Below are 22108 nucleotides of genomic sequence, written 5' to 3'. Positions count from 1 at the left end.
GGCTTTTTTGGGCAAGTTCGGCGGCGGATAGCCTTCGCGGCGGCACGTACTGGCGAACGGCAGATCATCGATCTCCGGCGCAGGGCGCACCCACTTGGGGTCACGCGGGATTTAGGTGCTATGCGTCGATCCGCAATGGTCGCGGCCCAGTGGCGGTGATAAGCCGCAATTCTCGCCCTTCGTTCCCGATGTCCATTACCAATCCGTCATGGTCGACAAGCAACGCATCATTCCGCTGATCGTAGCCACTGCTCTCTTCATGGAGAACATGGACTCGACGGTGATCGCCACGTCGCTGCCCGCGATTGCGGCCGACATCGGCACCAGCCCACTGACGCTCAAGCTCGCGATCACTTCCTATCTGCTGTCGCTTGCGGTCTTCATCCCGGCGAGCGGCTGGACCGCCGACCGGTTCGGCGCGCGCCTGGTGTTTGCGATTGCCGTCGGCGTATTCATGGTCGGCTCGGTCGGCTGCGCGCTCTCGACATCGGTCACCGATTTCGTGTTCGCGCGCATCCTCCAAGGCATGGGCGGGGCAATGATGACGCCGGTCGGGCGCCTCGTGCTGCTGCGGTCGGTCGACAAGAGCGCGCTGGTCAACGCGATGGCGTGGGTGACGGTCCCTGCCCTGATCGGCCCCGTGATCGGGCCGCCGCTCGGCGGCTTCATCACCACCTACGCGTCATGGCACTGGATCTTCCTGATCAACATCCCGATCGGGCTGCTCGGCATCTTCATGGCCTTGCGCTTCATCGATCCCATCAAAAGCGAGGAACGAGAGCCGTTCGACCTCTACGGCATGGTGCTCGCGGGCCTCGGGCTCGCCGGCATCGCCTTCGGGCTGTCGGTCGCCGGACTCAATCTGCTGCCATGGAGCACGGTTGCTGCCCTGGTCGTCGGCGGATCGATCTCGATGTCGCTGTATGTCCTTCACGCGCGGCGAACGGGGTCGCCGGTGCTGGACTTTACGCTGCTGAGGCTGCCGACACTGCGCGCGGCCGTTCTCGGCGGCTTCATGTTTCGGCTCGGCATCGGCGCGCTACCGTTCCTGCTGCCACTGCTGATGCAGATCGGATTCGGCCTCTCGCCGTTCAAGTCCGGCCTCGTCACGTTTGGCTCCTCGCTCGGCGCCATGGGCATGAAGGCGCTGGCCGCGCGCATCATCCGCGCCTTCGGCTTCCGCAACCTGATGACGGTTAACGCGATCATCAGTGCGGTTTTCCTGGCCGCCTGTGCCCTCTTCACCGTGACGACGCCCCTGCTGATCATCATGATCATCCTGGTGGTCGGCGGCTTCTTCCGTTCGCTCGAGTTCACCGCGATCAACACGGTGGCCTATGCCGAGGTCGAGCAGGCGCAGATGAGCCGCGCCACCACGCTCGTCAGCGTCAACCAGCAGCTCGCGGTCTCGGCCGGCGTCGCGGTCGGCGCCGCCTCCGTGGAGACGACAATGTGGTTCAGCCACGTCAGCGAGCTCGACGCCACCGTGTTTGCGCCGGCCTTTCTCGTGATCGCCCTGACTTCGGCGGCGTCGAGCTGGTTCTTCTGGCAGATGCCCGCGGATGCCGGCCACGAAGTTTCCGGCCGCAAAGCGGTGGAGATCGCGAGCCGCAAAGGTGCCGGCAAGGGCGCGGCCAAGGCGGCCGTCAAGGCGGCGACCGAGGATACGCAGGATGTGCGGGATCAGCGGCTGGGCTAGTGCTCCACCTCGTCGTTGCGAGCCCCCCGAAATCCCGTCGCGAGAACGTAGCGCTCCGAGGAATCCGCACGGCTTGCGGCCGGCTTGACGTGACGCACCGTGGCGAAATCGCGCTTGAGCTGGGCGAGCAGTTCGGCGTCGGCGCCACTCTGGAACGCCTTCGCCAGGAAGGTCCCGCCCGGCCTCAGCACATCGCAGGCGAACGCGGCAGCGGTCTCGATCAGGCCGACGATGCGAAGCTGGTCGGTCTTGCGATGACCGGTGGTGTTGGCAGCCATGTCGGACATGACAATGTCGGCGCCGCCGTCGAGCATGGCCTTGAGCTTGTCCGGCGCGTCATTGTCCATGAAGTCGAGCTGCGCGAACTCGACGCCGGCAATCTCGGGGATTTCGAGCAGGTCGATCGCGATGACCTTGCCCTTGCCGTCGACCGAGCCGACGCGCTTGGCGGCAATCTGGCTCCAGCCGCCCGGCGCGGCGCCGAGATCGACCACAGCCATGCCGTGCTTCAGCAGCCGGTATTTGTCATCGATCTCGAGCAGCTTGAACGCGGCGCGCGAGCGATAGCCCAGCGCCTTCGCCTTCACCACATAGGGATCGTTGAGCTGCCGCTCCAGCCAGAGCTTCGACGACAATTTGCGCTTGCCGTGGGTCTTGACCTGGACGTGCAAACGGCCGGTGGTGTCCTTGACCATCTCACCAGCTCCTGAGCGCGCCGTCTTCGCGCATCATCTCGACCAGCATGCCTTCGCGCAAGCCCCGGTCGGCGACGCGCAGGCGTGGCAGCGGAAAGGCGCGGCGGATCGCGTCGAGGATGGCGCAGCCGGCCAGGACGAGATCGGCGCGCTCAACGCTAATGCAGCTGTTCGCGGCGCGCTCCTCGTAGCTCATGCCAAGCAGCTTGTTAATGGTCGCGGTGACGTCGGTATCGTTCATCCAGACGCTGTCGATGCGGCGGCGGTCGTAGCGCGCGAGGTTGAGATGGATGCCGGCGAGCGTCGTCACAGTGCCTGACGTGCCGAGCAGATGCATATCAGTGAGATCGCCGCCATGCTGTTCGGCGAACGGCGCGATGTGATGGGCGACCTCGCGCTCCATCGCGGCGTAGATCTCGGGCGTCACGTCGCGGCCCCCGAACTGCTCGGCAAGCGTGACCACACCGAACGGGATCGACATCCAGGCTTTGATGCGCGGCTCCGGATTTGCGGCGTCGCGCTCGATCCGTACCAGCTCAGTCGAGCCGCCGCCGATGTCGAACAGGATTGCGCCGCGCCCCCTGGGATCGACCAGCGGCGAGCAGCCGAGCACGGCAAGCGCCGCCTCGGTCTCGCGGTCGATTACCTCGAGCTCGATCCCGGTCTCGGCAGCGACGCGGCTGCGAAAGCCTTCGGCATTCGAGGCGGCGCGGCACGCTTCGGTGGCGATCAGCCGCAGCCGCCGCGCTTTGCGCAGGTTGATCTTGTCGCGGCAGATGCCAAGCGCCACGATGGCGCGTTCGATCGCGGCCTCGCTGATGCACCCGGTTGCCGAGACGCCCTCGCCGAGCCGGATGATGCGCGAGAAGGAATCGACCACGCGAAAGCCGTCGTGGGTCGGACAGGCGATCAGGAGCCTGCAATTGTTGGTGCCGAGGTCGAGCGCCGCGTAGACGCCGGTTCCCGGCGCTTGCGCGCCGACGGCCGGTTCAGTGGCGAACGCCGCCGCCATCGACCCCAGCTCACCGTGCGGCGCAAGGCCGTCGCGGAGCCGCGTGTGGTCATTCATACAAACTGTCTTTCCGCGGCCGGTTAGGCCGATCTGGAATTGCTTTTTCGCCTGAAACATTAGCAGCGCACCAATCCTGCGCAACAACGCATCACATGGGACCATGCCCATTCGTGCGTTGTCGTGAGCGGGCCGGTGGGTTATTTTTGAGGGGTCCGGACCCCAGGCGCCCCCCAAACCGCGCATTTGCCGGCTTTTCAGGTCAATTCCATGCAAGAACACACCAAATCCTCCACGCTCGAAAACGCTATTGCACTGCAAAAATATGGCGTCGGGCAGCCGGTCCGCCGCAAGGAGGACGATACCCTGGTGCGCGGCAAGGGCCGCTACACCGACGATTTCAACCTGCCCGGCCAGGCCCATGCCGTGATCGTTCGCTCGACCCATGCCCATGGCGTCATTCGCGGCATCAACATCGATGCAGCCAGAGCAATGCCGGGCGTGCTCGGGGTGTGGACCGGCAAAGACCTCGATGCGGCCGGCTACGGCCCCTTCACCTGCGGCCTGCCGCTGAAGAGCCGTGACGGCTCGCCCCTGCTCCAGACCAACCGCCAGCCGCTCGCAACCGACAAGGTCCGCTTCGTCGGCGATCCCGTCGCCTTCGTGGTGGCGGAGACGCTGGCCCAGGCGCGCGACGCGGCCGAGGCGGTCGAACTCGACATCGAGCCGCTGCCGGCGGTGACCGATCCCGAGGAAGCCGCAAAACCCGGCGCGCCGCAGCTCTACGACCACATCCCGAACAATGTCGCGCTCGACTACCACTATGGCGACACCGACAAGGTCAACGCGGCCTTCGCCAGTGCTGCTCACGTGACCAAGGTCGACATCGAGAACACCCGCGTCGCCGTGGTCTCGATGGAGCCACGCGTTGGCCTTGCCTCCTATGACAAGAAGACCGAGCGCTACACTCTTCAGGTGCCCACGCAGGGGGTGGCAGGCAACCGTGCCAATCTCGCCAAGAACCTGAAAGTGCCGAACGAAAATGTGCGCATTCTCACCGCCAATGTCGGCGGCTCCTTCGGCATGAAGAACATCAATTACCCCGAATACATGTGCATCCTGTACGCGGCAAAGACGCTGGGACGGCCGGTGAAATGGCTGGACGAACGCTCGACCAGCTTCTTGTCCGACAGCCACGGCCGTGCGCAGAAAATTCACGCCGAACTCGCGCTGGATGCCGAGGGGCATTTCCTCGCCGCCAAGCTCTCGGGCTACGGCAATCTCGGTGCCTACATCACCGGCGTTGCGCCCAGCCCGCTCTCGCTCAACACCAGCAAGAACTTTTCCAGCGTCTATCGCACGCCGCTGATGGCCGTCGACATCAAGACGGTGCTGACCAACACCACGTTGATGGGCGCCTATCGCGGCGCCGGCCGGCCCGAGGCCAACTACTACATGGAGCGGCTAATCGACCGCGCCGCGGACGAGATGGGCATCAACCGGCTGACCCTGCGGAAGCGCAACTTCATCAAGCAGAACCAGATGCCGTTCGCCGCGTCCTCCGGCGTCACCTATGACAGCGGCGACTTCCAGGCCGTCTTCAACAAGGCCCTCGAAATCTCCGACCACGAGAATTTTGCCAAGCGCAAGAAGGAGAGCAAGAAGTCCGGCAAGCTGCGTGGCATCGCCGTCGGCTCCTATCTGGAGGTGACCGCACCTCCCGGCGTCGAGCTCGGCAAGATCGTGTTCGATCCCGATGGCTCGGTGCAGCTCATCACCGGGACGCTCGATTACGGTCAGGGCCACGCATCCGCATTCGCGCAGGTCCTCTGCCAGCAGCTCGGCGTTCCCTTCGACAGCGTCAAGCTGGTGCAGGGCGACAGCGACATCGTCCACACCGGCAACGGCACCGGTGGCTCGCGCTCGATCACCGCGACCGGCATGGCGATCGTGGGCGCCGCCAAGCTCGTGATCGAAAAGGGCAAGCGCGCCGCCGCGCACATGCTGGAGGCATCCGAAGCCGACATCGAATTCGAAGGCGGCAGTTTTACGATCGCCGGCACCGACCGCAGCATCGACATCATGGAGCTCGCCAAGCGCCTGCACGACGGCAAGATGCCGGAGGGCGTGCCCGACAGCCTCGACGTCGATCACACCAGCGAACCGGTGCCGTCAGCCTTCCCGAACGGCTGCCATGTCGCCGAGGTCGAGATCGACCCTGAGACCGGCGTCGTGCAGATCGTGCGCTACAGCGCGGTCAACGATTTCGGCACGGTGATCAACCCGCTGCTGGTCGCAGGCCAGCTCCATGGCGGCGTCGTCCAGGGCATTGGCCAAGCTCTCATGGAGCACGTCCGCTACGACGAGAGCGGCCAGCCGATCACGGGCTCGCTGATGGACTACGCTCTGCCGCGCGCCGAGGACGTTCCGAACATGACGGTCGGCGACCACCCGGTGCCGGCCACGGCCAATCCGCTCGGCAGCAAAGGCTGCGGCGAAGCCGGCTGCGCCGGCAGCCTGTCGACGGTCGTGAACGCGGTGATCGACGCGCTCTCCGACTACGGCATCAAGCACATCGACATGCCGCTGACGCCGGAACGCGTGTGGCGCGCGATCCAGGATGCGAAGGGGAAAGCGGCGTAGGGCTGCCCTTCTGCCTCCACAAGCAGACTGTCATCGCCCGGCTCGACCGGGCGATCCAGTACTCCGAGACGGAAGCGATTGACCGATAGGCTGCGGCGTACTGGATTCCCCGCCTTCGCGGGGAATGACAGCGAGGGTGAGGACGCGCTGCGCCCCTTACATGCCGCCTAAGCCGCCGCCTGCTCGCGCGGCTGGTAGATCGCGATGTGCTGGCAGTGCGCCAGCGGCGTCGTGCCGTTGGCGACCACCAGCGCGTCGAGCTCGACGAAGCGGTGGCCCTTCTTCTCGTAGTTCGCGGTGACTTTTGCCCGCGCGGTGATCTCGTCGCCGGCGCGCGCGGCTGACAGCAATTGCATGCGGCTGCCGACATGGATCCAGGGGCCGAGGATCGTGTTGTCCACCAGCACGCGGTTCATGACGCGCTGAATCAGGCCGGGATGGCCGAGCCCCCCGCCCGCGAAGATCGGATCGGTTTCACGGATGTCGGCGAGATAGTCGGCGGCATCCTGCCCGGCCCAGCGGCGCGGTGTCGTGCCCAGCCATTTGCCGGTCTCGAATGTTGCCGGGCTGACCGGTTTGCGCTCGGCAATCGCGGGGACCTCGACATAGTCGCTCAACGATACCGCAGTCGCAATCGCCGGCAGCGACGCCGTGCCGGTGGCACACAGCTCGGTGCGGCTGAACACCTCGATGGTGAGCAGGCCGTTGTGCTCGGTCGCATCGACGTCGGCGGTCTCGCCGTCATAGACCGGCTTGATGAAACGCGCCTCGATCAGCCCGCGCGACAGGAAATCGCGGCCCCAGCGCGCCACCGGCACATGCATCATGTAGGCGAAGACGTCGACGCCGGGGACCAGCCCACCGGAAAACCCGAAACGGCGCGCCACTGCATCGTCATGCATCTTGTTTTCGGATTGCTTGGCCGTGTTGTAGGCCTGGACGCGATAGGTTTCGAGCCGGTTCGGCATGGCTTGGCTTTCCCCAATTTCTTGTTGTTTCGGCCCGATCGTAGGCCCTGAGGAACCGGGGTCAATCCCCTCGCCTTTGCGGCCCGAATGGGGTACCACGCGGCTGCTGCGGAACCGCTTCGCAAGCCCCATCTACGGACCATGACGAACCCTCAAAACACCACCCGTATCTATGTCGACGCCGACGCCTGTCCGGTGAAGGACGAGATCTATCGCGTCGCCGGCAGGCACGGCCTGCCCGTGAGCGTGGTCGCGGGCAATTTCATCCGCGTGCCCCAGGATCCACTCATCGAGCGGATCGCCGCTGGTGCCAGCATGGACGCAGCCGATGACTGGATCGCGGAACGCGCCGGGCCCGGCGACATCGTCATTACCTCGGATATTCCGCTCGCAAGCCGCTGCGTGAAGGCCGGCGCCGATGTGATCGCGTCCAACGGCAAGGCGTTCACCGAGGAATCGATCGGGATGACGCTCGCGGTCCGCAACCTGATGACCGATTTGCGCTCGGCCGGCGAAGTCACCGGCGGTCCGACATCGTATTCACCGCGCGACCGCTCGACGTTTCTGTCGACGCTCGACCAGACCATCCGCCGCATTCAGCGCCGCCGCGCCGACCAGGCCGCAACAAGACAGGACTGAGACACCGCATGGCGCCACCGCTGATTCAACTGCGCGATATCAAGCTGACCTTTGGCGGCACGCCGCTCCTGGCGGGCGTCGAACTGTCGGTTTCGACCGGCGAGCACGTCTGCCTGATCGGCCGCAACGGTTCCGGCAAATCGACGCTGCTCAAGATCGCCGCCGGCCTGGTCGAACCGGATGGCGGCAGCCGTTTCGTGCAGCCCGGCGCCACCATTCGCTACCTGCCGCAGGAGCCGGATTTTTCCGGTTTCTCCACCACGCTCGCTTATGTCGAGGCCGGCCTCAATGCTGGCGACGACCACTATCAGGCGCGCTATCTGGTCGAGCAGCTCGGTCTCAGCGGCGAAGAAGATCCGGCGCATGTCTCCGGCGGCGAAGCGCGCCGCGCCGCGCTGGCACGCGTGCTGGCGCCCTCGCCCGACATCCTGCTGCTGGATGAGCCGACCAACCATCTGGATCTTCCGACCATCGAATGGCTGGAGAGTGAACTGGAGAGCCGCCGCTGCGCGCTGGTGATCATCAGCCACGATCGGCGCTTCCTCGGCAATCTCTCGCGCAGCACCGCCTGGCTCGACCGCGGCCAGATCCGGCAGATCGACCGCGGCTTCAGTGCCTTCGAGGCTTGGCGCGACGAGGTGCTCGCGGAGGAAGAGCGCGACCAGCACAAGCTCGACCGCAAGATCGTCAACGAGGAGCACTGGCTGCGTTACGGCGTCTCGGGCCGCCGCAAGCGCAACGTCAAGCGACTCGGCAATCTCCACGCGCTGCGCGACCAGCGCCGCACCCATCGCGGCGCGACGGGCAACGCCAACCTCGCGGCTGCCGAGGCCGACAAGTCCGGCAAGCTCGTCATCGAGGCCAAGAATATCAGCCGGTCCTATGGCGAGCGAAAGATCGTCGACGGCTTCTCGATCCGCGTCCAGCGCGGCGATCGCATCGGCATCGTCGGCCCGAACGGCGCCGGCAAGACCACGCTGATCGAGATGCTGACCGGCGGCAGCGCACCGGACAGCGGCAGCATACGGCTCGGCGCCAACATCGAGATGGCGACGCTCGACCAGCATCGTGAAAGTCTCGATCCGAAGACGACGCTGGCCGAGGCGCTGACCGGCGGCCGCGGCGACCATGTCATGGTTGGCGGCAAGCCGAAGCATGTCGTCAGTTACATGAAGGACTTCCTGTTCGCCCAGGAACAGATGCGCACGCCGCTGGAGGTGCTGTCGGGCGGTGAGCGCGGCCGGCTGATGCTGGCACGCGCGCTGGCAAAACCCTCCAACCTCCTGGTGCTGGACGAGCCGACCAACGACCTCGACCTGGAGACCCTCGACGTCCTCGAGGAGATGCTCAGCGACTACGAGGGCACCGTGATTCTGATCAGCCACGATCGCGATTTTCTCGACCGCGTGGTGACGTCAGTGATCGTGCCCGAGGGCAACGGACGCTGGCTCGAATATGCCGGCGGCTATACCGACATGCTGGCCCAGCGCGGCGCCGACGTGAAGCGCGCGACCGCGAAGGCCGTCGAAGAGACGAGAGAGCAGCGATCAGCCGTGCCGTCCGGCGTCGCGAGACGACGCTTGACCTTCAACGAGCAACACGCGCTGGAGACGCTGCCCAAGACCATCGCCAAGCTGCAGGCCGAGATCGCCAAGCAGCAGCGCTTCCTTGACGACCCCGATCTCTTTCGCAAGGATCGCAAGCGCTTCGACCAGGCCTCCGACGCTCTGACGACGGCGCAAAAGGAACTGGCCGAGGCCGAGGACAAATGGCTGGAGCTCGAAGTGCGGCGCGAAGAGATTGAACAGGCCTAGCGTGCATTCCGCAAAAGTGGGCACCGCTTTTGCAAACGGGATGCGCGCCAACTCAGAGACTTCCATGACAACGACCCTTGCCGCCAAGATCGCCCGCGAATACGGCACGCCCTGCGCCGTTATCGACATGGACAAGGTAGAGCGCAACATCGCGCGGATTCAGAAGGCTTGCGACGACGCCGGGATCGCCAACCGTCCCCACGTCAAGACGCACAAGAACCCCACCATCGCGAAGATGCAGATCGCGGCCGGTGCCAAGGGCATCACGTGCCAGAAGCTCGGTGAAGCCGAGATCATGGTCAATGCCGGCATCGACGATATCCTGATCAGCTACAACCTGCTCGGCGAAGAGAAGATGGCGCGGTTAGGGGCGCTGCAGGCGAAGGCCAACATGACGGTCGCCGCTGACAATTCGACCGTCGTCGCCGGCCTGCCCAAGGCCGCCGCAGCCTCAGGTCGACCGCTATCGGTCGTGGTCGAATGCGATACCGGCCGCCAGCGCGCCGGCGTCGAGACGCCCGCCGAGGCGATTGCACTGGCGCAGGAGATTGCCGCATCCAAGGGCCTGCAATTCGCCGGCTTCATGCTGTATCCGACCGAGACTGGTTGGGCGGACGCCCAAAAATTCTATGACGAAGCTCTGGCCGGCGTGCGCGCACACGGGCTGGATGCAAAAATCGTCTCGACCGGCGGGACGCCGAACCTGAAGAACCTCGGCAAGCTCAAGGGCGGCACCGAGCATCGCTTCGGCACCTACATCTATAACGACCGCATGCAGGTCGCGGCCGGCGTCGCCACCTGGGACGACTGCGCGCTGCACATCTATTCGACCGTGGTCAGCCGCGCCGCGCCTGAGCGCGGGATTCTGGACGCCGGCTCAAAGACTCTGACGACGGACACCGGCGGCCTCGACGGCCACGGCCTCATCCTGGAGCACCCCGAAGCGAAGATCGCACGCTTCGCCGAGGAGCACGGCTTCCTCGACCTCTCCCGCAGCAACACCCGGCCTAACGTCGGCGACGTCGTGCGGGTCGTGCCAAATCATGTCTGCGTCGTCGTCAACATGATGGACGAAGTGGTGATGGTGCGCGGCGAGGAGATCATCGGCACGCTGCCGGTGGCGGCACGGGGGAAGCTGCGATAGCTAGCCCCCGATCAGTGCCTCGAGTTCCCGGACCAATCCATCGCGAAAGAGTTTGATCGGCCGCTCCAGCCGACCGGCGGGGGCGCGATGCACCACCCATGCGCGCACGGCGGGTTTGAAGTCGCGCGCAGCGACCGGCTTGAGCCTGTCGCGAAATGCGCTGCGCTTGAGGGCGATCGGGGTGACCAGCCCGACGCCGAGGCCGCGCGACACCAGCGACAGGCGGAGCTCACTGTCCAGCGCCTCGACGGCGATGTTGAACGGAAGATGCGAGGCATCGAATTTTCGCTTCAGCGTATCGCGAAATCCACAGCCGTCCTGGTTGATCACCCACGACAGTTGGGACAGCCGTTCCAGGTCGACGGTGCGCGGGATCTTCATCTCGCGTGCGACGACGAAGACGACGGGCTGCGCGCCGAGATCGTCGGCCGCCAGATCGGCGGGCGGCACTGCACCGTCGGGGAGACAAATCGCGGCTGCATCGAGCTCGTTGCGGCAGACACGCTCGAGCTGGTTCGGCGACCAACCGGAGACCACCCGCACCGCCAGCGCGGGAAATTCGGCGCGCACCGCATCGAGTGGTGCGGTCAGGCCTGCCTCCGAGAGAAACGGCGTCAGACCGAGCCTGAACTCGCCGCGGACCATTCCGTCGTTGGCAACGCCGGACTTGAGGTCCTCCAGCATCCTGAGCAGACGCCTGCCCTGCTCGTAGGCTTCATGGCCCGCTGCCGTCGGCTTCAGGGGCTTCGAGAGCCGATCCAGTAGCTGCGCCCCCAGCATCTCCTCGAGATTCTGAATACGCCGGGTCACGCCGGGCTGGGTGAGGTTGAGACGCGCCGATGCCGCGACGATCGATCCGGTCTCGACCACGGCGACGAAAGCGACAAGGTCATGGGTATTCATAACAAACCCGCATATTCTTTATAGGCTTATTTGAATTGTAGCATATTGCTCGCTCCGCTTAAAGGGTCTCGCGCTACAGCTGCGAGGTCCCATGACTGTCTCCGAAACCATCAGGCCTGCGTCCCGAAACCAGCTCGCCGAGCGGCCGCTGATCTGGCTCGGCGCGATCACCGCCGGTGTCATCGTCACCAATCTGTTCGCGCCACAGATCCTGCTCGGCTTGATCGGCCGGTCAATGTCCATGCCGGCGTGGCAGGCGGGGCTGATCAGCACGCTGACCTTGCTCGGCTACGCACTCGGCCTGCTGCTGCTCGTGCCTCTTGTCGATCTGGTCGAGAACAGGCTTGTCATCCTCCGCACACTCGGCTGCGCGATCCTCGCCGCTCTCGCGACGGCGCTCGCGCCGACGCCTGCGCTTCTGCTGCTCGCCACCTTCATCCTTGGCGCCTGTTGCGCGGCGATCCAGATGATGGTTCCGCTGGTCGCATCTATGGTGGCGCCGGATCGCCGCGGTCAGGCCATCGGCGAGGTGATGGGCGGATTGATGATCGGCATCCTCTTGTCACGACCTGCGGCGAGCCTGATCGCCGATCTCTGGAGCTGGCGCGCCTACTATGTCGTTTCGGCCGCTCTGATGGCCCTGCTTGCCGGCGCACTCGCCCGTTACCTTCCAACCCTTCGACCGTCGGCACGCGCGAGTTACGCCGACTTACTGCTGTCCTTTCCAAGACTGCTGCGCGAAGAGCCGGTGCTGCGCGTGCGGGCCTGGACCGCCTCGCTTGTCATGGCCTCCTTCACGGCGTTCTGGTCGGCGGTCGCGCTGCGGCTGCCGGATGCGCCGTTCGACCTCGACGCCAAGGGAATTGCGGCTTTCGCGCTGATCGGTGTGGCGGGCGCCGCGGCGACACCGATCGCGGGACGCTGGGGCGACAAGGGCCGGGCGCGGCCGATGTTCTTTGCCGCCCATCTGCTCATCATCGGCTCGCTTGCGCTCTGTGCCTGGGCGAGCGTGCTTGAATCCCAGATCACCGGTCTGCTGGTACTGAGCCTCGGCACGATCCTGCTCGACGTCGGCATCACCACCGATCAGACGCTGGGCCGCCGCGCCATCAACCTGTTGCGCCCCGAGGCCCGCGGTCGCATGAACGGCCTGTTCGTCGCGCTGTTCTTCGTTGGCGGTGGCATCGGCGCGGCGGCGGCATCGCTGGCCTGGAGTTTTGGCGGCTGGACGATGGTCTGCGCGGTGGCGGCAAGCTTCGGCGTGCTCGGCCTCCTCACGGATCTCGCAACCCGGACCGGGACGTCATGATGCGGATGGTCAGGACGACAGTTGGACGAGCCGTCGCAACACACCCCTGCCCGCCGCAGCTCCCGTCGCGAACGAGGCCTGGAGCAAATAGCCACCGGTCGGCGCCTCCCAGTCCAGCATCTCACCGGCCGCGAACACGCCCGGCAGTTTGCGGATCATGAAGTCCGAGTCGAGTTCATCGAAGGAAATCCCGCCGGCGCTGGAGATCGCGCGCGCGATCGGCGCGACGCGTGTGAGCTTGACCGGCACGGCGTTGATGAGCTCCGCCAATCGCTCGGCCGATATTGCCGACAACGACTGGCCAGCACCGATGGTGGCCTCCTGCAGCAGCCCGACCGCGACCGGCGACAGCTGCGCAGCCTTGCGCAGGAAGTTGGAGAAGGATTGCTTGCCGCGCGAGGCGGACAGGCGCTTGACGAGTTCGCCATGATCGACATCCGGCCGCAACGCGACGTGCAGGACCGCTGCGCCGTTCGCTGCGATCGCCTCGCGCAGCTCGGCCGACAACGCATAGATCGTCCCGCCCTCGATCCCGCCGCTTGTGATCATGGCCTCGCCGCGGGCGCGGTGTGGGCCGAAGGAGAGCGTGATGCCCTTGAGCGGCTGGCCCTCGAAGCGCGTGCGGAAGATTTCGGACCATGCGACGGTGAAGCCGGAGTTCGCCGGCCGCAGCGGCGAGATCGCAACGCCTTTGTCGGCCAGGATCGTCGTCCAGCCGCCATCGGAGCCCAGTCGCGGCCAGCTGGCGCCGCCGAGTGCCAGCACTATCGCGTCCGCGGCGATGCCGTCTCCGCCGCCGGGTGGGTCAAAGACCAGTCGTCCGTCCCCGTCCCAGCCCATCCAGCGCTGGCGAAACGCAAAGTGCACGCCGGCGGCATCGAGGCGTCGCAGCCAGGCCCGCAGCAAGGGCGAGGCCTTGAAGGCCTTCGGAAACACACGCCCGCTGGAGCCGACAAAAGTCGGCTCGCCCAGCGCCTCGCTCCAGGCGCGCAGCGCGTCAGGCGGAAACGCTTCGATCGCAGCCTGCAACCTCTGCGCCGCCTCGCGGTAGCGCGTGATGAACTGAGGCAGCGGTTCGCTGTGGGTGAGATTGAGCCCGCCGCGGCCGGCCATCAGGAATTTGCGGCCAGCGGACGGCATCGAATCGTAGACGGTGACGCGAGCACCACCCTGCACGAGCACTTCGGCCGCCATCAGACCGGCAGGGCCGGCGCCGATGACGGCGACCGCTGTCAGAGTTTTACCCCGGCGCGCGCAGCGGCTTGCGCCACGTATTTCTGCGTCTGCTCGAAAGCTCCCTGCAGCGCCTTCGCTTTTGACATGTCGCTGATCTCGGCGAAATGCGCCGCGACCGCATCCGGGGTCCACTCGGACTCCGGCAGGTTGATGCCTTCGCTCTCGACGATCTTGATCACCGCGAACGAGCCGGCGCCGGCGCCCATGATGGTGCGGGTCGGCGCGTCCTCGCTCAGCATGTACTCGACCGCGGGCGTGATCGCGTTCGGCTTCATCAACTGCAGCGCCTGCGGCGGCAGCAGCTCTTCCGTCATGCGGGTCGCTGCCGTCGGCGAGATGATGTTGACGCGGATGTCGCTCTTGCGGCCTTCTTCCGCCAGCACGTTCATCAGGCCGACCATGCCGGACTTGGCCGCTCCGTAATTGGCCTGGCCGAAATTGCCGTAGAGGCCGGAGGACGACGTCGTCAGGACGATGCGGCCATAGTTGCGATCGCGCATGCCGGCCCAGGCCGCCTTGCAGCAATAGAAGGTGCCGACGAGGTGCACGTCGAGCACCTTCTGGAAATCGGCCGCTTCCATCTTGCCGAACGACTTGTCGCGCAAAATGCCGGCATTGGCACACAAGAGGTCCACGCTGCCCCACTCCTTGGTGGCGCGCTCGACCATCGCGGTGACCTGCTCGAAATTCGAGACGTCGGCGCCGTCGGCCATGGCGGTGCCGCCCGCTTTGCGGATCTCCTCGACAACGGTCTCCGCCGGCGACAGCGAGCCGCCGCTGCCGTCGCGCGCGCCGCCGAAATCGTTGACCACGACTTTCGCGCCGCGGCTTGCCAATCCCAGCGCATGCGCGCGCCCCAAACCATTGCCCGCGCCGGTGACGATGGCGACGCGTCCGTCGAACCTGATTGCCATTGTGCTTCCTTGTGCTGTCTTCCCTTCTCCCCTTGTGGGAGAAGGTGGCGCGAAGCGCCGGATGAGGGATCTGTCTCGGCAGATGAGCGTGTGGAGAGATACCCCTCACCCGGCTTCATCTCGCTCCGCTCGATTTCGCCACCCTCTCTCGCGAGGGAGAGGGTTCGAGCGCACCGATTTGGACAACTTTTGAGCAGCGATGGGCTGCCGGGTCAAGCCCGGCAGCGACGGCCCACTCAGGCGAAATAGATCAACCCGAGCCAGTCCGCGACCAGCGCGGGCTTGTCCTCGCCTTCGATTTCCACGGTGACGTTGGTGCGCGACTGCAATTCATTCGGCTTGCGCAGCTTGGCTTCCGCCAGCACGAAACGGCCCCGAACGCGCTTGCCCGAGCGCACCGGCGAGATGAAACGCAGCTTGTCAAAACCGTAATTGACCCCCATCGTGGTGCCCGCGATGACGGGCATCACCTCGTAGGACATAATCGACAGCAGCGACATCGTCAGGAAGCCGTGCGCGATGGTGGTGCCGAACGCCGTCTCGTTCTTCGCACGCTCCGGGTCGACGTGAATGAACTGGTGATCCTCGATCACGTCGGCATAGGTGTCGATGCGGGGCTGATCGACCAGGTGCCACGACGACACGCCGATCTCCTTGCCAACCATGGCCTGATAGGCGTCCAAGGAAATCGGCGGCTTCTTCCAGACTTCGTTCACTTAGGTCTCACTCCGTGTTTTCGGCAGCTCCGGAAAGTCCTCTTCGCGGAATTCCCGGCCGCGCAGGGCATCATTGCGGTCGTCGTCACGCTCCAGCCGTCTCAGCTGAACGCGGCGGATCTTTCCCGAGATCGTCTTCGGCAGCTCCGTGACGATCTCGAGGCGCCGGATGCGCTTGAACGGTGCAAGGCGCGTGTGCAGATGCCTGAAGATGGAGAGCGCCGTCTCCGGCGAACGCTCCGCACCGGATGTCAGCAGCACATAGGCCTTGGGGATCGCGAGCCGGATCGGGTCCGGGCTCGGCACCACGGCAGCTTCCGCGACGAGCTCGTGCTCGAGCAACACGCTCTCGAGTTCGAACGGGCTGATGCGATAGTCGGAGGATTTGAATACGTCGTCGGAGCGGCCGACGAAAGTGAGATAGCCATCGTCATCCTCGAACACGACGTCACCGCTGCGATAAAGCTCGCCTTCGGCGCCGGACAGCCCACCGTCGTCGCCCTGATAGCCCTGCATCAGGCCGGCGGGGCGGTTTTCGCCGAGCACTAGAGCCACCTCGCCCTCTTTGGCCGGATGACCATCGGCGTCGCTGACCTGCACGCGATAGCCCGGCAGCGGCCGGCCCATCGAGCCGACCTTGATCTTTTGCCCCGGCGAGTTGCCGGCCAGCGCCGTGGTTTCGGTCTGGCCGTACCCGTCGCGGATGGTGAGGCCCCAGGCGGCCTGCACCTGCTCGATCACTTCAGGATTGAGGGGCTCGCCGGCGCCGCAGACCTCGCGCAAGGCCACCTTGAACGACGCAAGATTCTCCTGGATGAACAGCCGCCACACCGTCGGCGGCGCGCACAGCGTGGTGACGCCGCAGCGGCCAATGGTGGCAAGCAGCCCCTTGGCGTCGAAGCGCGGCTGGTTGACCACAAAGACGGTCGCGCCCGCATTCCACGGCGCAAAGAAACAGCTCCAGGCGTGCTTGGCCCAACCGGGCGAGGAGATGTTGAGATGGACGTCGCCGGGCTTCAACCCGATCCAATACATGGTCGAGAGATGGCCGACGGGATAACTGCGCTGGCTGTGCCGCACCAGCTTCGGCTTTGCCGTGGTGCCCGAGGTGAAATAGAGCAGCATCGGGTCGTCAGCGTTGGTCGGGCCGTCGGCTGCAAAGCTCTCCGACGCCCTTGCGGCGTCATCATAGGAAAGCCAGCCATCGGAGGCCTCGCCCACGACGATGCGGACGATATTATCGGCGCCAAGACTTGCGAACTTCGCAACCTGGTCCTGCGCGGCCACCACCGCCTTTGCCTTGCCGCGATCGAGCCGGTCGCGCAGCTCGTCGGCGGTGAGCAGCGTCGTCGCGGGAATCACGACGACGCCGAGCTTGATCGCGGCCAGCATCGTCTCCCACAGCGGAACGACATTGCCGAGCAGCAGCAGGAGATGATCGCCGCGCTTCAAGCCTTGCGCGCGGAGGAAGTTGGCGACCTGGTTGGAGCGGCGCGACAACGCCCCGAACGAGAGCTTGGTCTGCCGATCCTGCGCGGCATCGACGATCCAGAGCGCAGGACGATCCTTGCTGTCCGCATTCGCCGCTAGCTCGGCATCGAACCAGTCGAGCGCCCAGTTGAAGGGAATCGGATCCGGCCAGCGGAAGCCCTTGACCGCTGTCTCATAGTCCGTGCGGTTGTGAAGCAGAAACGCGCGCGCTTCCTGAAATGTCGTCATTAGGCTTTCCCGGCCAGCCCCCTAACGTGCTCGATAATTCCGGAAAAATCCACCCCGCCCTGGCCGGCTGCGTCAAAGGCCTGATAGATTTCCTGCGCATGCTTGCCGAGCGGCGTCGCCGCGCCGGCGGCCTTGGCGGCGTCCTGCGCCAGTGTCAGATCCTTCACCATCAGTGCCGAGGCAAAGCCCGGCTTGTAGTCGTTGTTGGCGGGCGAGGTCGGCACCGGCCCGGGCACCGGACAATAGGTCGTCAGCGACCAGCACTGGCCCGACGAGGTCGAGGCAACGTCGAACAGCGCCTGGTGCGAGAGCCCGAGCTTCTCGGCCAGCGCGAACGCCTCACTCACGGCGATCATGGAAATGCCGAGGATCATGTTGTTGCAGATTTTTGCCGCCTGGCCCGCGCCGGCACCGCCGCAATGCACGATCTTCTTGCCCATGTTCTCCAGCACGGGCTTTGCCGCTGCAAACGCGTTGTCCTCGCCGCCGCACATGAAGGTGAGCGTCGCACCCTTGGCTCCGCCGGTGCCGCCGGACACCGGCGCGTCGACCGAAAGCACGCCGTGCTTGGCCGCGAGCGCATGCGCCTGCCGCGCGCTCTCGACGTCTATGGTGGAGGAGTCGATGATCAACGCGCCCTTGGTCATCGCGGGAACGACCTCGCCCCACACGCCGAGCACATGCTTGCCGGCCGGCAGCATGGTGACGACCACATCGGCACCTTTCACGGCGCCCGCAGCGCTCTCTGCGATGCCGGCACCGTCGGCCTTGGCCTGGTTGCGGGAGGCCTCGGCGAGGTCGAAAGCGACGACCTTGTGGCCGGCCTTGACCAGATTGGCGGCCATGGGGCCGCCCATGTTGCCGAGACCGATGAATGCGATCGTGGCCATCTTGGTTTCCTCCGCTTGAAAGACGTTGTTAGTTGAACTTCAATTCGTCGGCGCCGATCTCGGCGAGATAGTGCGCAAGCATGTCCGGCGTGACGTCCTCGATTCGCGACGGCGACCAGGTCGGATTGCGGTCCTTGTCGATCACGGCGGCGCGCACGCCTTCGCGAAAGTCGTCGCTGCGGAAGACTTCCAGCGCAGCCCGATATTCGCGCACCAGGCATTCTTCCAGGCTCGACGCGGTGCGCGCGAGCCGCAGCAGCTTGAGCGTCACCACCATGCCGCGCGGCGATTTTTCGTTGAGCGCCTTCAACGTCGCCAGCGCGAACTCGGAACCGTCGCGCTTGAGCGCGGCAAAAATGTCTTGCATGCGGTCGAAGCCGAACAGTGCGTCGATCGCCGGCTCCTTTGCGGCGACCGGCCCCGCGATCTCCCCGGTCGCAAAACCGTTGATGAGCTTGCTGACATCGGCCGCGGTGACGCCCTGGCGAACTTTGGTCAGCGCGTCGCGCAACTCGGGCCATTTGGCCGCCGATACCACCGCGTCGGCAAACCTGGCATGGATCGCATCGGGGCCGTTCATGGTCTGGCCGGTCAGGCCGAAATAAGTGCCGATCTCGCCCGGCGAGCGTGACAACAGCCAAGTGCCGCCGACGTCGGGAAAGAAACCGAGCCCGACCTCGGGCATCGCAAGCCTCGTACGGTCAGTCACGATTCGATGGCTCGCATGCGCCGAGAGTCCGACGCCGCCGCCCATCACAATGCCGTCCATGAAGGCGACATAAGGTTTCGGGAATTTCTTGATCCGGGCGTTGAGGATGTACTCTTCCCGCCACAGGATCTTGCCGAGGTCACCATTGACCTTCGAACTTTCCCAGAGCGCACGGATGTCGCCGCCGGCACACAAGCCACGCTCGCCGGCACCTTCCAGCACGATCACGGCAACGGCGGGATCGGCCTCAAAACGGTCGAGCGCCTTGTCGATGTCGCGAAACATCTCCAGCGTCACGGCATTGATCGCCTTGGGGCGGTTGAGCCTGATAAATCCGGCCGAGCCTTCGACCCATGCGACCAGATCGCCTTCCTCCGCTCCACTCATCGGGCGCCCTCGATCAATTTGCGCGCCACGATCAGCCGCATGATTTCGTTGGTGCCTTCGAGAATCTGGTGCACGCGCAAATCGCGCACGATCTTCTCGATGCCGTATTCGCTGAGATAGCCGTAGCCGCCGTGCAGCTGAAGCGCCTGGTTGGCGACCTCGAAGCCGGCATCGGTGCCAAAGCGTTTGGCCATCGCGCAGAGCATCGTGGCGTCGGGATCCTTGCGGTCTAGCGCCGCCGCTGCGCGCCACAGGAACGTACGCGCGGCCTCGAGCTCGATCGCCATGTCGGCGAGACGGAACTGCAATGCCTGGAATTCGTCGAGGCGTTTTCCAAAAGCCTTGCGCTCTTTCATGTAGGAACGCGCCTTGTCGAGCGCGGTCTGCGCGCCGCCTAGTGAGCACGCTGTGATGTTGAGACGCCCGCCGTCGAGGCCTGCCATCGCGATCTTGAAACCGACGCCCTCCTCGCTCAGCCGGTTGGCGACCGGCACGCGGGCGTTCTCGAAGATCACGGCGCGGGTCGGCTGCGCGTTCCAGCCCATCTTGCGCTCGTTGGCGCCGAACGAGACGCCCGGCGTGTTGCCGTCGATGACCAGCGTCGAGATGCCGCCGGGGCCATCGCCGCCGGTGCGCACCATCGCGACCAGGAGATCGGTCCCGCCGGCGCCGGAGATGAACTGCTTCTGGCCGTTGAGAACGTAATGATCGCCGTCGCGCACGGCACGGGTGCGGAGCGCTGCCGCGTCCGAGCCGGCGCCGGGCTCGGTCAGGCAGTAGCTCGCGATCAGCTCCATGGTGCAGAGCTTGGGCAGCCATTTGTGGCGCTGGGTGTCGCTGCCGTAGGCATCGATCATCCACGACGCCATATTGTGGATGGAGATGAAGGCCGAGGTGGTCGGACAGCCCGTCGCCAGCGCTTCGAAGATCAGCGCCGCGTCGAACCGTGTCATGGCGGAGCCACCCACATCCTCGCGGATGTAGATGCCGCCCATGCCGAGCGTGGCGGCCTCGCGCATCACCTCGACGGGAAAATGCTTCTCCTCGTCCCAGCGCAGCGCGTGCGGCGCGATCTTTTCCGCCGCAAACGCCAACGCCATGTCGCGAACCGCGATCTGATCCTCGTTCAGAGCGAACTGCATCTGTTAGCTTCGCTCCAACGACGGTTACTTCATCAGCGGGATCGAGAACTCCGCGCCTTCCTTGACGCCGGACGGCCAGCGCGAGGTCACCGTCTTGGTCTTGGTGTAGAAGCGGACCGAATCCGGGCCGTGCTGGTTGAGATCGCCGAAGCCCGACTTCTTCCAGCCGCCGAAGGTGTAATACGCAATCGGCACCGGGATCGGCACGTTGATCCCGACCATGCCGACATTGACCTTGGCCGCGAAGTCGCGCGCGGCGTCGCCGTCGCGGGTGAAGATCGCAACGCCGTTGCCGTAATCATGCTCCGACGGCAGCGCCAGCGCTTCCTTGTAATCGTGCGCGCGCACGACCGAGAGCACGGGGCCAAAAATCTCTTCCTTGTAGATCCGCATGTCCTTGGTGACGTTGTCGAACAGCGAACCGCCGAGATAGAAGCCGTTCTCGTAGCCCTGCATCTTGAAGCCGCGGCCGTCGACGGCGAGCGTCGCGCCTTCCTTGATGCCGATGTCGATATAGCCCTTGACCTTCTCGACCGCCTCGCGCGTCACCAGCGGACCGTAATCGGCGGAGGGATCGATCGAGGTGCCGATCTTGAGACTCTCGACGCGCGGGACCAGCTTTTCCATCAGGCGGTCGGCAGTGGCCTTGCCGACCGGAACCGCGACTGACACGGCCATGCAGCGTTCGCCGGCCGAACCGTAGCCGGCGCCGATCAGTGCGTCGACTGCCTGGTCCATGTCGGCATCCGGCATGATGATGGCGTGGTTCTTGGCGCCGCCAAAACATTGGCAGCGCTTGCCGGTCTGGGCGGCGCGCTCGTAGATGTATTGCGCGATCGGGGTGGAGCCGACGAAGCCGACGGCCTTGATGTCGGGATCGTCGAGGATGGCGTCGACCGCTTCCTTGTCGCCGTTGACGACATTGAGGATGCCGGACGGCAGGCCCGCCTCGATCATCAGTTCGGCAAGCATCATCGGCACGCCGGGATCGCGCTCCGACGGCTTCAGGATGAAGGCGTTGCCGCAGGCAATCGCAGGAGCGAACTTCCACATCGGAATCATCGCCGGGAAATTGAACGGCGTGATGCCGGCGACGACGCCGAGCGCCTGGCGCATCGAATAGATGTCGATGCCGGGGCCGGCGCCTTCGGTGTACTCGCCCTTCATCAGATGCGGAATGCCGCAGGCGAACTCCGCGACCTCGAGGCCGCGCTGGATGTCACCCTTGGCGTCAGGAACGGTCTTGCCATGCTCGCGGGCAAGCAGTTCGGCCAGCTTGTCGTAGTCGCGCTGCACCAGCTCGACGAACTTCATCATGACGCGAGCGCGGCGCTGCGGGTTGGTCGCGGCCCATTCCGGCTGCGCGGCGCGGGCGTTTTCCACGGCGGCGCGAACCTCGGCCTTGGACGCCAGCGCCACCTTGGCCTGAACGTCACCGGTCATCGGCTCGAAAACGTCGGCGGTGCGGCCCGAGGTGCCCTTGACCTCCTTGCCACCAATGAAATGTCCGACTGAACGCATGGAATGGTCTCCTTGAGGCGAGCTTGAACGCTTTGACAAATCCTATCGACC

Annotated in this window: 17 protein-coding genes and 1 pseudogene; 6 read left to right on the top strand and 12 right to left on the bottom strand. The window is 65.3% G+C overall.

What is annotated here, in order from left to right; genetic code table 11:
- Positions 1-208: 208 nt before the first annotated feature.
- Positions 209-1699 carry an MFS transporter gene (locus tag AC0L23_RS07095; RefSeq protein WP_085362189.1) on the top strand — a complete coding sequence of 497 codons (1491 nt, stop codon included), beginning with the start codon at positions 209-211 and terminating at the stop codon, positions 1697-1699.
- On the opposite strand, the gene AC0L23_RS07090 is transcribed toward AC0L23_RS07095, so the two are convergent.
- The gene (locus AC0L23_RS07090) at positions 1696-2394 is read right to left on the bottom strand and encodes an RlmE family RNA methyltransferase (RefSeq protein ID WP_018459201.1); all 699 of its coding nucleotides are present in this window, start codon (positions 2392-2394) and stop codon (positions 1696-1698) included. The genes AC0L23_RS07095 and AC0L23_RS07090 overlap by 4 nt on opposite strands.
- Before the next feature lies 1 nt (position 2395).
- Positions 2396-3463, bottom strand: a complete 1068-nt coding sequence (locus tag AC0L23_RS07085) for a Ppx/GppA phosphatase family protein (RefSeq protein ID WP_026233757.1) — start codon at positions 3461-3463, stop codon at positions 2396-2398.
- A gap of 210 nt (positions 3464-3673) precedes the next feature.
- Between AC0L23_RS07085 and AC0L23_RS07080 the strand changes: the two genes are divergently transcribed.
- Positions 3674-6046, top strand: coding sequence for a xanthine dehydrogenase family protein molybdopterin-binding subunit (locus AC0L23_RS07080; RefSeq protein ID WP_085352826.1), 2373 nt, complete (start codon positions 3674-3676; stop codon positions 6044-6046).
- A gap of 167 nt (positions 6047-6213) precedes the next feature.
- Here the strand turns inward: AC0L23_RS07080 and AC0L23_RS07075 are convergent, their stop codons facing one another.
- Positions 6214-7014 (bottom strand): hotdog family protein, encoded by an 801-nt coding sequence (locus AC0L23_RS07075; protein ID WP_085352825.1) that lies wholly within the window; start codon positions 7012-7014, stop codon positions 6214-6216.
- Positions 7015-7155: 141 nt separating this feature from the next.
- Here AC0L23_RS07075 and AC0L23_RS07070 point away from each other — a divergent pair, with 141 nt between their 5' ends.
- From AC0L23_RS07070 to AC0L23_RS07060, 3 genes are all read left to right on the top strand, one after another.
- Positions 7156-7653 (top strand): YaiI/YqxD family protein, encoded by a 498-nt coding sequence (locus AC0L23_RS07070; protein ID WP_473356804.1) that lies wholly within the window; start codon positions 7156-7158, stop codon positions 7651-7653.
- A gap of 8 nt (positions 7654-7661) precedes the next feature.
- Positions 7662-9467, top strand: a complete 1806-nt coding sequence (locus AC0L23_RS07065) for an ABC-F family ATP-binding cassette domain-containing protein (protein WP_085352824.1) — start codon at positions 7662-7664, stop codon at positions 9465-9467.
- A gap of 64 nt (positions 9468-9531) precedes the next feature.
- On the top strand, positions 9532-10611 hold the full coding sequence (locus AC0L23_RS07060) for an alanine racemase (RefSeq protein WP_085353048.1): 1080 nt from the start codon (positions 9532-9534) through the stop codon (positions 10609-10611).
- Here the strand turns inward: AC0L23_RS07060 and AC0L23_RS07055 are convergent, their stop codons facing one another.
- Entirely contained in the window at positions 10612-11514 is a 903-nt protein-coding gene (locus tag AC0L23_RS07055; RefSeq protein WP_085352823.1) for a LysR family transcriptional regulator, read from the bottom strand.
- Between the two features lie 91 nt (positions 11515-11605).
- Here AC0L23_RS07055 and AC0L23_RS07050 point away from each other — a divergent pair, with 91 nt between their 5' ends.
- Positions 11606-12823, top strand: a complete 1218-nt coding sequence (locus AC0L23_RS07050) for an MFS transporter (RefSeq protein ID WP_018459209.1) — start codon at positions 11606-11608, stop codon at positions 12821-12823.
- Between the two features lie 9 nt (positions 12824-12832).
- Here AC0L23_RS07050 and AC0L23_RS07045 read toward each other — a convergent pair whose 3' ends face one another.
- From AC0L23_RS07045 to AC0L23_RS07010, 8 genes and pseudogenes are all read right to left on the bottom strand, one after another.
- Positions 12833-14059 (bottom strand): BaiN/RdsA family NAD(P)/FAD-dependent oxidoreductase, encoded by a 1227-nt coding sequence (locus tag AC0L23_RS07045; RefSeq protein ID WP_083926554.1) that lies wholly within the window; start codon positions 14057-14059, stop codon positions 12833-12835.
- A complete protein-coding gene (locus AC0L23_RS07040; RefSeq protein ID WP_018459211.1) occupies positions 14056-14973 on the bottom strand; it encodes an SDR family NAD(P)-dependent oxidoreductase in 918 nt (305 codons plus the stop codon). The genes AC0L23_RS07045 and AC0L23_RS07040 overlap by 4 nt, the downstream gene beginning before the upstream one ends.
- Before the next feature lie 236 nt (positions 14974-15209).
- Positions 15210-15689: a MaoC family dehydratase gene (locus AC0L23_RS07035; protein ID WP_018459212.1), complete on the bottom strand. Its 480-nt coding sequence runs from the start codon at positions 15687-15689 to the stop codon at positions 15210-15212.
- Positions 15690-17408 carry an AMP-binding protein gene (locus AC0L23_RS07030; protein ID WP_018459213.1) on the bottom strand — a complete coding sequence of 573 codons (1719 nt, stop codon included), beginning with the start codon at positions 17406-17408 and terminating at the stop codon, positions 15690-15692.
- A pseudogene (gene mmsB / locus AC0L23_RS07025) lies at positions 17408-18313 on the bottom strand (3-hydroxyisobutyrate dehydrogenase); the annotation flags it as partial. The pseudogene mmsB and the gene AC0L23_RS07030, both read right to left, overlap by 1 nt.
- 13 nt (positions 18314-18326) lie before the next feature.
- A complete protein-coding gene (locus AC0L23_RS07020) occupies positions 18327-19394 on the bottom strand; it encodes an enoyl-CoA hydratase/isomerase family protein (RefSeq protein ID WP_018459215.1) in 1068 nt (355 codons plus the stop codon).
- On the bottom strand, positions 19391-20536 hold the full coding sequence (locus tag AC0L23_RS07015; RefSeq protein ID WP_018459216.1) for an isobutyryl-CoA dehydrogenase: 1146 nt from the start codon (positions 20534-20536) through the stop codon (positions 19391-19393). The genes AC0L23_RS07020 and AC0L23_RS07015 overlap by 4 nt, the downstream gene beginning before the upstream one ends.
- Positions 20537-20560: 24 nt before the next feature.
- Positions 20561-22057, bottom strand: a complete 1497-nt coding sequence (locus AC0L23_RS07010) for a CoA-acylating methylmalonate-semialdehyde dehydrogenase (RefSeq protein ID WP_018459217.1) — start codon at positions 22055-22057, stop codon at positions 20561-20563.
- Between the last annotated feature and the right edge of the window lie 51 nt (positions 22058-22108).

The organism is Bradyrhizobium sp. MI1.4 (genome assembly GCF_055811315.1).
This window is presented reverse-complemented; position numbering and strand designations above follow the sequence as displayed.

Bases quoted from the DNA above. Each gene is read 5' to 3' on its own strand.
- AC0L23_RS07095 (WP_085362189.1), top strand. From the start codon at position 209: ATGGTCGACAAGCAACGCATCATTCCGCTGATCGTAGCCACTGCTCTC.
- AC0L23_RS07090 (WP_018459201.1), bottom strand. From the start codon at position 2,394: ATGGTCAAGGACACCACCGGCCGTTTGCACGTCCAGGTCAAGACCCAC.
- AC0L23_RS07085 (WP_026233757.1), bottom strand. From the start codon at position 3,463: ATGAATGACCACACGCGGCTCCGCGACGGCCTTGCGCCGCACGGTGAG.
- AC0L23_RS07080 (WP_085352826.1), top strand. From the start codon at position 3,674: ATGCAAGAACACACCAAATCCTCCACGCTCGAAAACGCTATTGCACTG.
- AC0L23_RS07075 (WP_085352825.1), bottom strand. From the start codon at position 7,014: ATGCCGAACCGGCTCGAAACCTATCGCGTCCAGGCCTACAACACGGCC.
- AC0L23_RS07070 (WP_473356804.1), top strand. From the start codon at position 7,156: ATGACGAACCCTCAAAACACCACCCGTATCTATGTCGACGCCGACGCC.
- AC0L23_RS07065 (WP_085352824.1), top strand. From the start codon at position 7,662: ATGGCGCCACCGCTGATTCAACTGCGCGATATCAAGCTGACCTTTGGC.
- AC0L23_RS07060 (WP_085353048.1), top strand. From the start codon at position 9,532: ATGACAACGACCCTTGCCGCCAAGATCGCCCGCGAATACGGCACGCCC.
- AC0L23_RS07055 (WP_085352823.1), bottom strand. From the start codon at position 11,514: ATGAATACCCATGACCTTGTCGCTTTCGTCGCCGTGGTCGAGACCGGA.
- AC0L23_RS07050 (WP_018459209.1), top strand. From the start codon at position 11,606: ATGACTGTCTCCGAAACCATCAGGCCTGCGTCCCGAAACCAGCTCGCC.
- AC0L23_RS07040 (WP_018459211.1), bottom strand. From the start codon at position 14,973: ATGGCAATCAGGTTCGACGGACGCGTCGCCATCGTCACCGGCGCGGGC.
- AC0L23_RS07030 (WP_018459213.1), bottom strand. From the start codon at position 17,408: ATGACGACATTTCAGGAAGCGCGCGCGTTTCTGCTTCACAACCGCACG.
- AC0L23_RS07020 (WP_018459215.1), bottom strand. From the start codon at position 19,394: ATGAGTGGAGCGGAGGAAGGCGATCTGGTCGCATGGGTCGAAGGCTCG.
- AC0L23_RS07015 (WP_018459216.1), bottom strand. From the start codon at position 20,536: ATGCAGTTCGCTCTGAACGAGGATCAGATCGCGGTTCGCGACATGGCG.
- AC0L23_RS07010 (WP_018459217.1), bottom strand. From the start codon at position 22,057: ATGCGTTCAGTCGGACATTTCATTGGTGGCAAGGAGGTCAAGGGCACC.